Here is an 8,219-nt window from a genome sequence, read left to right on the forward strand (position 1 = left end):
AAATGGGGGTAGTCAACTCCAAGGGTAAGCATGGTCGAAGCTTCAGCGGCTTAACGCGAGCTCGAAGAATCGGCTCGCTTGCCGCTAGAACGCTTGACAAGCAAGCGTAAAGCGATGTCATGGTTCGCCGCGATTGTGAAGTCGAGATTCATCACGACCACCGACAAATAAACCCATCACGACAATGATGTCAGATTCGATGCGATAGTATAGCACAGCGGTGAAACGACGAAGTCGGCAGGGGCGGTAACCAGTATGATCCGCAGCAAACGAAAATGGACGATCCTGAACGACCGAAACCGCAGCAAAGAACTCCACTTCCAATTGATCGCCGAGTCCACCGCAACGTTCATCCAGCCAGGCCATCGACACGAGCAGATCGTCGCGAACTTCGTCGGCGTAGCGGACATCCATCACGAGCGAGCATCACGGATTTGCTTGCGTAATTGCGATTCAGTTAGCGCGGAATCGGAATTTGCGTGGTAGCTCGCTAAGCGTCGGTCAAGTTCGGTACGTTGCGGATCAGTCAGTGACGTGCCAGCGTCTTGCGGCATGCGGTCCCAAATTGCTTGAACGACGCGCAGTTGATCCTCCAACGGGAGGGATGCAACATCAGAGATGGCTTGTTCTACAGTCATTAGTCACTCGCAGTGAGAGGGTCGATCCATTCTACCTTGCAGCATGAAATCAGTCCAGGTTCGCGAGAATCGGGTGAAAATTGAGGCCAACGAATGCTTCCAGTCGGCGAAAGAATCCATGTAAGTCCGAGGTTTGATGGGTGGGAGTCATTCGTAATTAAACTGGCGACTCGGACCCGTGATCTGGGCAGCGTGCGGCTGCTTGTCACATTCGCTCCACCCACCAAACACAAGGAAACTTCAATATGAAAATTCTCGCTCTTGATCTCGGCAAATTCAATACGATGTGCTGCTTCTTTGACACAAAATCCAGAAAGCACTCGTTCCTCAACGTCACGACCCGCCGTGACGCCCTCACAAGCGTCTTCAAGAATCGTAAAATCGACCTCGTCGTGATGGAGTCGTGCCGCCCCTCAGGGTGGATCAACGACTTGGCCCAATCGCTCGGCCTCTCCACTCTCGTTTGCTCGACCAACGAGGAAGCTTGGCGATGGGCCAACGTCAAACGCAAAACCGACAAAGACGATGCACTCAAACTCGCTCGATTGGCCGCCATGCGGGAACTCGAGCCGGTCCATCTGCCCTCGCAAGAGCACCGCGAGTTCCGCTCGCTGGTCAAGTATCGCAAGATGCTCGACCGACGTATCAACAAAACCAAAAACACCATCCGTGCCCGGTTCGTCAACCACGGCATCACGATCGACTCGGGGGACAAGGCGTGGCACACTGGACGCGAGCACATCGACTCGTTCCGTAAACCGATCCAAGAGTGTGGAGCCGACGAACTCTGGAAGGGTGAACTCGACATCGAACTGACGATCCTCGATTCATTGACACAGCAATTGGACATGATCGTCAAAAAAATCGAAGCGATTGGTAAAACCGACCCACGCATTGTACGTCTGATGACGATTCCCGGTGTCGGACCTCGAACGGCTGAGATCCTGCTCGCCTTGATCAAACACGGAGCCACGATGGACAACCAGTATCGGCCGCCTGATGCCTTTACATCGACGAACGAATCGGACCATCGTGGCTTCTCAAACCAATTCAAAACTCAAACCCTTTCACCAAGACAATCATTCACGGAGATTCAGGAAGCCGAACAACATTCACTAAGACCAACGGCAAGGACAAGACCTACCCTGAGTGTGATGAGCACCGAGACAAGTTGACCCTGATCTTTCGCCCTAGGACCGATCGCAGTTGCGAATCGCAGAAAGCCCAGACACGTCGCCCTAAAGAATGTGCCACACCAACGGAAGGTAGCTTGCTGCTCATAGAAGCCTCCAGGCAAGCTGCACCCACCACGAGCCGATGACCGTACAAGCGATCGTTGAACCGTGCATGGATAACTGAGAGGACGCAGTCCGCCGTGAGCGGATCTATCAGAGTTCAAATGCGTTCACACCTCGAATAGTCGTTTAATCAACATCCTTGACTGAAAGTCGCAGTGATTCGTGTGCGGATCACTCCCTCGAAGCTCACCAACAAAGGCAACCTCCGCCTGCCCAACGTCTCCACCGCCAGTCGTTCGCCAAGCTCGCTATCGCGAGTGCGGGGCGAGCGACCAACAGGCGGCTCCGACGAAGGCAGGCTCCAAAGGAGATTTCAACTCAAATGACATGACAACAGGAAATTGGAAAAAGTGGAGACCCGCCACTTGCACAACCTTGGACTTCATAGTCGTTACCGATCAGCCGGTACGCGCGAAAGACTTACAAATTCAAGACCGCCCGGCTCGCGTACTCGGGTGCACGCGATGGTTCTCCCGCATTCTGAACTGAAGTGAACTTCCGGAAATTTAGAGCATCAAAACAGCGGATCAAACAAGACAATTATGTGAGTCAATTGATCGTCATCCGCCCGCGAGAGGATGACGTTCACATGGTACGTTCTCTTTCTCCTAATCAGGCATTCGACTCGAACCGATCGCATTGGCGGCGGGTATCCACTTAATTCTGGTTTTGAGTTGTCTCGAATCAGTGCCTTCGATGACGCGTCCGCCCCGCCAATGTCCAAGAAGCTAACCGTGTTGGTCATTGACTGTCGTTTCTCGATGTTAGTTTCTTTTTCAAAACCCATCGTGCGGGCGTAATGGACGAGTACGTCTTCGAAAGAATCGGCTGTCGTCCACATTCCGACCTGTGGGTTATGAATGATGATCCCCTGTTGATTCGAGACTCCGCCAGAAGAACTCTTGGATCGCAATTCTGAGTTGGGAAATGCAAACGTTTCCAATTCAGGCGGTTGCTCGGCAGATCCGACGATCACATTGACGGACTCGGCAATCGCCAGAAGCTGGTAATATCGTTGCGAAACGAGACCAGCACCGAATGCCATTCCAGCAACAACAAGAATGCCAAGAATTGCCAGCAAGCGTTTACGCATAGGTTTTCAAGCTCAAGCGGGAGAACGTTTGCAATCACCCGGTCGCGACGGGAGATTCTCCATTGTCAAAACGCCCGACTTCGCGACTCGGGTGCATTGGATTGTTGTCCCAACGTGTGACTCGCGCTACTTGCCCTCGGTCCAAATTGATTTCTTGGACTTATCCACCGTCAGCGTTGTGGTGCCGTCTTTTGAAACGGAGAAGCATTTAAGGTCCGAATCGCGAGGTGGAAAACAAAGGGATGACAGGGGTTCCGGTGGGCAGACCAAGAATTTGACTTCCGCCGGATCAAATTTCATCGGCTCCTTGAAATGGATGCGGCCTGAAGTCGGCAATTGGACACTGAGCGGGCGCACGTCTGCCCCCATGCGCCAGGATTCAACAATAGCTTGAGCCGAGGCAACAAAGAAATCGTATTGAAAGTGGTCTCTTCGGAGTCCTAATGCAACGCCAGCTTCCGGCCACGATTCGTTGTACTTAAGTGCAATCCGATGTTTACCAAAATCAAACGACTTGTTGCACACGAAGACTCGAATCTTGTTGACTTCTTTTTTTTCAACCCCTGATGGCCCACCGAATGAGCCCGTCTCCCCATGATCAATCTCGACGATTTTGGTGGGATACTTTTTCTTCATCGTGGCGATCGCCTCAACAATTCGAGTCCAATACTCTTCAGGCAGATTTGCGATATCAAGGTTCTCATAACCTGCATAGCCGCAGAGCATGAAAGACAGCTCTTCGGGCCGGTCATACTTCATGACTGACAGCTTCCTGCTTTGCAGAGCACCCCATTCGGCTTGATCAATCTCGAAGTAGAAAAATGCGTCGCCCGGGATGAAAAAGCTGTTGTTCGCGAGGCACGGCAACGCCAGCGACAAATGAATCACGATTGCGAAGAACGTCCGACTCATAGTGCGATTTCTTTCATTGGATAACGAATTGCGATCTATGGAGGCACGGGACGTGCATGCATAGATCGTGCGTTGAGCTTTGTCGCCGGTTAGGGGTTCCCGTGGCGATGGAATCAGGACGGCTGATTCGTCAATAGGAGTCTACCAGATAGGGCTGTGGGTGTGGACGGAAAGCTCGCCTCCGGTTCGTTTCCCTTCTCGCGCCATGAACGTCACTTCCAAAGCATTTGCCGAGACAATGCGATGGTCGCTGATCGGACCGCCTGTCAAATAGCGTACGGTCAAAGAGATTCTGGCTGACGGTGATGTCCGATCGCGTATTGAGCGTATGCCCGAAGAAAATTGGTTGGTGAACTTGCGAGATCATCATGAAGGGTATATCACCTTTGAGCAGTACACAAAGAATCTGGATCAGTTGTCAAGGAACCGAACCAACACACAGGAGATGGTTTTGAGCGGACCGGCACGAGAAGGGTTGGCGTTACTGCAGGGGCTATTAGTCTGCGGATGCTGTGGCCACCGCTTGACGCCGCGTTACCAAGGCAACGGCGGTATCTATCCGACCTATCAATGCAATTGGCGAAAGCGTGAGGGATTGTCAACGAAAGCTTGTTTGACGGTACAGTGTCCGCCACTGGATGGTGCCATCGAGCGGCGTGTGCTTGAGGTGCTCAGCAACGACCAGATACAGTTGGCGATCGATGCGTTTGATGTCGTTTCGCATCGCCACGAACAAATAGATGCTCAGTGGAAGATGCGTTTGCAGCGAGCCGAGTATGAAGCGGAACTGGCTCAGCGGCGTTACGAACAAGTCGATCCGAGTAATCGGCTCGTTGCAGTGACACTCGAACAGCGTTGGAACGACGCGCTGATCGAACTGCAAGACGTGAAGGATCAAATCGATCGCCTGCAACAGCAGTCTCGGAAGCTAACTTCGCAGCAGAGAGATGAAGTACTTGAGCTTGCTAAAAACCTTCCCAAGCTATGGCACAACACGACAACTGCATGGAAGGACAAGAAGCGAATCCTGCAACTGTTGATCAGTGACATTACGGTTAAGAAAACAGAGTCGCGTGTTGTACTCTTACAAGTGCGTTGGCAGGGAGGTGTGTGTGAAGAACTCCATGTCGAGTTGCCTCAGTCGGTAGCGGAACGTTGGCGTCATGATGAAGCTTTGATCGAGCGCGTTCGTGATCTGGCGAGGACGTTGGATGATGGGCAGATCGCGGATCGGTTTAACGATGAAGGGCTTAATACGAACAAGGGAAATGCCTTCACGATCAAAAGTATCAAGTGGATTCGCCACAGGCACGACATCCCTCGTGCCGATAATAGGAAAGCAGGGGAACTGACAGTAAAGGAGCTTGCCAAGCAACTGGGAGTCAGAATTGGCGTGGTCTACTATTGGATCAACAAAGGGCTGATCACCGGACGTCGCCACAACGCTGGCTCGCCTTACTTGCTAGCAATCACGCCCGAGCTTGAGCAAGAGTTAGTGAAGCGAGTTGCCCAGTCGACACGCATCAAACCCCAGTAATTCCGTTGTTTTCACAACTTCTATCCCTAAAGCCTATTGCAAGAGGTGTAGTATGCGGCCACCGTCCCAAACGTGATCGACCGTCTCGTCCAGCAAGCCATCTTCTTAGTCCTGACGCCAATCTTTGATCCGGAGTTCTCCGAATCAAGCTTTGGCTTTCGTCCTCATCGCTCGGCTCACGAAGCGATTCATCTCGTTCAACAGCATCTTCGTGCCGGCTATCGCTGGTGCGTCGATATCGACCTGTCGAAGTTCTTCGACACCGTTCAACATGATGTGTTGATGCATCGCGTTGGTCGCAAAGTCCGCGATAAGAGACTGCTGCGACTGATCGGGAACTACTTACGAGCCGGTGTGATGATCGATACCCAATTCCACCCATCGAGCGAAGGCACGATGCAAGGCGGTCCGTTATCTCCGTTTCTTTCAAACGTCCTGCTGGATGATTTTGACAAGGAGATGGAGTCACGTGGTCATCGCTTTGTACGTTATGCGGATGACTTCTTGGTGTTCTCCAAGACTGAGCAGTCGGCCACACGCGTCTTTGCTTCGGTGGAACGCTACCTGACTGGCAAACTGAAGCTCGTGATCAACCGCGAGAAGAGCGGCATTCGACCTGCGGAGGCAACCGAGTATCTCGGTTATTGCTTTCACGGTACCGGAGGCCGATTCAAAGTAAGTGGGAAGAAACTTCGCAAGTTCAAAGACCGCGTCAAAGAGCTGACACGTCGCAAACGTGGCGTGTCGATTCAGAGACGGCTGAGGTCAAGTTCCTCAAGCGTTTCTAGCCCTGCAAGGTTTGTCAAATCCGCATCGACAGTCTTCGTATCCGAAGCGTTCAATCGCTTTAGTTTGCGAATCGAGGCAATGTGTTTAAGTCCGTCGTTGCCGAGATGTATCCCGGTGATCGAAAGGTCAGCGAGATGGTTTAGGTTGAGTAAGAGCTTAAGATCGTCAGCGGTCGCAAGAGTCGGACCAACAGAACCGAAGAACACACCCGTATCGAAGAACACACCCGTTAGGTTCCCGTCGTCGTCGTATTCACAATCCGCGCCGAGACTTGACAGCTTCACTCCAATATCATCTTCAGACCAGGCTACCGGCAGGCAAGCCGTCAAAAAGATGCAAACGGCAATAGTGGATTGGGCAACTTGCATTTTGATGCTCGTTGAGGATGACTTGATCCGACGAACGGCGGGCATCACCAATCCGCGGGAAACAATTTTCAATTGGCAACTCGCCCCGCCAACGCGGCTCGGGTGAATGCCATTGTTCGTCACCTATTCCTCGCCGGATTTGCTCTCCCGCGTGCGATACACGTTCGGACGAGCCATTTTGTCGTACGAGAGTGCCTCCTCTTTAGAGTCGAAGATCTTGAGTTCATCGACTATGTCTAAACGGTACCACTGGTCATAGGTCCTGTCGTGCCGTGATGAAAGGACAATGTAATCAGTGCTTCCGATCGACTCAAATCGAACATCATCCCTCACGCCGAAATAAACGCCTTCCGTTTGGATTATTACGGCCTTCCCAGCAAATCGGGAGTCGCCTTGATGTGGGACATCTTGCGTAGCAGCGATGGAGAAAACAGTCCCGATTAATACGGCCAAAAAAACAAAAGGTGCAACGTAACGATTCATTTCTGAGCTCCAATTCTTAAAGCAACTTGTTGACGAACGACAGCGGTAACGGGGCCGCCGCAAAAAAGCTATGACTTCAAGTCCCGCGTCATCGGCGGCTCCCGTTCATGCGATGGTTCAAGAAAGCCGCTGCGCGGCATAGTTTTCTTGACCGGCATTTTGTCCTCAAGTCCGCGCGATGTGGTGACGTGTTTTTTGCTCTTTCGGCAACACGATGCGGCCACGGCGTGGAATTTCAGTACACTACTTAATGGTGGGTTGCACAGCAGCATGGGATACCCAAGTTCGGAAAGAAGCTCTGCGAAGATTTGAAGACAGGAGAAATCGGTTCAAGTTGCCAAACCAAGTTTTGGAGCGGAGCAGCGCTAAACCACCGGCTGCGTTAGTGCGGTTTAGTCCGAGCGAATGCGAAGCGATTGAAATCATTGCTTCACCCTGAAAAATGAAAGAGACGCTTGATTTCTTCGTCAAGCGTTTTGGACTGGGTGTACGCAATGAGCCGGAAAGAAGGAGGTTGAAGTTGGAGAAATCATTGGTTCATTGTGCATCATCGGACCAGCGAAGGCCAGCGAGATTGAAAACCCTAATAAGCAACGCATGTGCCAATTGTGCCCACCTCAATATTGGCGGGCTTCTTGAACAACGAATTTGAGCATCGGCTCGGTTATGTCGCGTTCGCTCAGCTATTTAGAAGTTTCATCTTCTGTTACCCGAGCAAATCCGCTCGGTGTAATTGCATAGCGAACTAGTTCTTCATCGAACATTATCTGCTCGTGAACGAGTAAGTCAACGACGCCGTCGTCGTCGAAGTCGAGGAATTCAACATCGACGCCTAAAATAATGGCTCTCCCACGGAATTAGTGGGTGCAAGTCGTTGAGTTCTTGACCTTGGCTCGGGCTCAGCAGAATGGGGGCTCCCCTTTCCGCCTCGGCTTCGCTTCGGCCCCTGATCGCGGTGCGGGCCGAAGCGAAGGCGAGGCGGAAGGGGCTCGAACACACAATTTTTCAATAAAGGAAATGCATCTGGCGGACGAATCGGTTATTGGTATTGGTGCTTAAATCAAGATCAATCGCCAACCCATCAGCGCCAGATGCACCTTA

At 51.9% G+C, this 8,219-nt stretch carries 8 protein-coding genes; 3 read left to right on the forward strand and 5 right to left on the reverse strand.

All coding sequences use genetic code 11. The annotated features are described in order from the left end of the window. Nucleotides 1-117: 117 nt before the first annotated feature. Nucleotides 118-414, reverse strand: coding sequence for a type II toxin-antitoxin system RelE/ParE family toxin (locus Poly41_RS33470; RefSeq protein WP_146531724.1), 297 nt, complete (start codon nucleotides 412-414; stop codon nucleotides 118-120). Further along, nucleotides 414-638 (reverse strand): addiction module protein, encoded by a 225-nt coding sequence (locus tag Poly41_RS35505; RefSeq protein WP_146531725.1) that lies wholly within the window; start codon nucleotides 636-638, stop codon nucleotides 414-416. The genes Poly41_RS33470 and Poly41_RS35505 overlap by 1 nt, the downstream gene beginning before the upstream one ends. 245 nt (nucleotides 639-883) lie before the next feature. On the opposite strand from Poly41_RS35505, the gene Poly41_RS33480 reads away from it, so the two are divergent. Then, nucleotides 884-1,813: an IS110 family transposase gene (locus Poly41_RS33480; RefSeq protein WP_146531726.1), complete on the forward strand. Its 930-nt coding sequence runs from the start codon at nucleotides 884-886 to the stop codon at nucleotides 1,811-1,813. Between the two features lie 637 nt (nucleotides 1,814-2,450). On the opposite strand, the gene Poly41_RS33485 is transcribed toward Poly41_RS33480, so the two are convergent. Both Poly41_RS33485 and Poly41_RS33490 read right to left on the reverse strand, forming a co-directional pair. Next, a complete protein-coding gene (locus Poly41_RS33485; RefSeq protein ID WP_146531727.1) occupies nucleotides 2,451-3,029 on the reverse strand; it encodes a hypothetical protein in 579 nt (192 codons plus the stop codon). Between the two features lie 126 nt (nucleotides 3,030-3,155). Further along, on the reverse strand, nucleotides 3,156-3,941 hold the full coding sequence (locus Poly41_RS33490; RefSeq protein WP_146531728.1) for a hypothetical protein: 786 nt from the start codon (nucleotides 3,939-3,941) through the stop codon (nucleotides 3,156-3,158). 328 nt (nucleotides 3,942-4,269) lie between these two features. Here Poly41_RS33490 and Poly41_RS33495 point away from each other — a divergent pair, with 328 nt between their 5' ends. Together Poly41_RS33495 and Poly41_RS33500 are read left to right on the forward strand one after the other, a co-directional pair. Next, nucleotides 4,270-5,478 carry a recombinase zinc beta ribbon domain-containing protein gene (locus tag Poly41_RS33495; RefSeq protein WP_146531729.1) on the forward strand — a complete coding sequence of 403 codons (1,209 nt, stop codon included), beginning with the start codon at nucleotides 4,270-4,272 and terminating at the stop codon, nucleotides 5,476-5,478. A gap of 72 nt (nucleotides 5,479-5,550) precedes the next feature. Next, a complete protein-coding gene (locus Poly41_RS33500) occupies nucleotides 5,551-6,741 on the forward strand; it encodes a reverse transcriptase domain-containing protein (protein WP_146531730.1) in 1,191 nt (396 codons plus the stop codon). A 17-nt stretch (nucleotides 6,742-6,758) separates the two neighbouring features. Here the strand turns inward: Poly41_RS33500 and Poly41_RS33505 are convergent, their stop codons facing one another. Next, on the reverse strand, nucleotides 6,759-7,118 hold the full coding sequence (locus Poly41_RS33505) for a hypothetical protein (protein ID WP_146531731.1): 360 nt from the start codon (nucleotides 7,116-7,118) through the stop codon (nucleotides 6,759-6,761). Nucleotides 7,119-8,219 lie beyond the last annotated feature (1,101 nt).

Origin of the sequence: Novipirellula artificiosorum, from assembly GCF_007860135.1 — a bacterium.
Classification (GTDB): Bacteria; Planctomycetota; Planctomycetia; order Pirellulales; family Pirellulaceae; genus Novipirellula_A; species Novipirellula_A artificiosorum.

What these genes read in the sequence shown, in the direction of transcription:
- Poly41_RS33470 (WP_146531724.1), bottom strand. Translation starts at nt 414, where the DNA reads ATGGATGTCCGCTACGCCGACGAAGTTCGCGACGATCTGCTCGTGTCG.
- Poly41_RS35505 (WP_146531725.1), bottom strand. Translation starts at nt 638, where the DNA reads ATGACTGTAGAACAAGCCATCTCTGATGTTGCATCCCTCCCGTTGGAG.
- Poly41_RS33480 (WP_146531726.1), top strand. Translation starts at nt 884, where the DNA reads ATGAAAATTCTCGCTCTTGATCTCGGCAAATTCAATACGATGTGCTGC.
- Poly41_RS33485 (WP_146531727.1), bottom strand. Translation starts at nt 3,029, where the DNA reads ATGCGTAAACGCTTGCTGGCAATTCTTGGCATTCTTGTTGTTGCTGGA.
- Poly41_RS33490 (WP_146531728.1), bottom strand. Translation starts at nt 3,941, where the DNA reads ATGAGTCGGACGTTCTTCGCAATCGTGATTCATTTGTCGCTGGCGTTG.
- Poly41_RS33495 (WP_146531729.1), top strand. Translation starts at nt 4,270, where the DNA reads ATGCCCGAAGAAAATTGGTTGGTGAACTTGCGAGATCATCATGAAGGG.
- Poly41_RS33505 (WP_146531731.1), bottom strand. Translation starts at nt 7,118, where the DNA reads ATGAATCGTTACGTTGCACCTTTTGTTTTTTTGGCCGTATTAATCGGG.